Annotated in this window: 1 protein-coding gene; it reads left to right on the forward strand. The window is 44.2% G+C overall.

The features are described from left to right. The coding region (locus ACZ3HG_RS23655) for a hypothetical protein (RefSeq protein ID WP_465334808.1) at positions 1 to 274 on the forward strand (274 nt) is incomplete at both ends.

Here is a 274-nt window from a genome sequence, read left to right on the forward strand (position 1 = left end):
TGACATTTTTTCACAAGGTAACATCATCGGACTGACTGCCAGTACACAAGATACTAGCAATTGGTTATATCGTTTTGGTACCGGTGCAGGCAGTAGTAGCTGGTGGGTATCATATAAGGACTTTGCACAAAATATTGGTGTGCTGGGTGGTGGCAATCTGACGCTTAATGCCGGTGGAAATATCCAGGATATTAGCGCTAGTATTGCAACCAATGGTCGTTTGGCTGGTGATACTGTTGATCCTATCGTACTTGGTGGTGGCAATCTGAAGATT

This window comes from Erwinia sp. PME.40.26/001 (genome assembly GCF_055556675.1).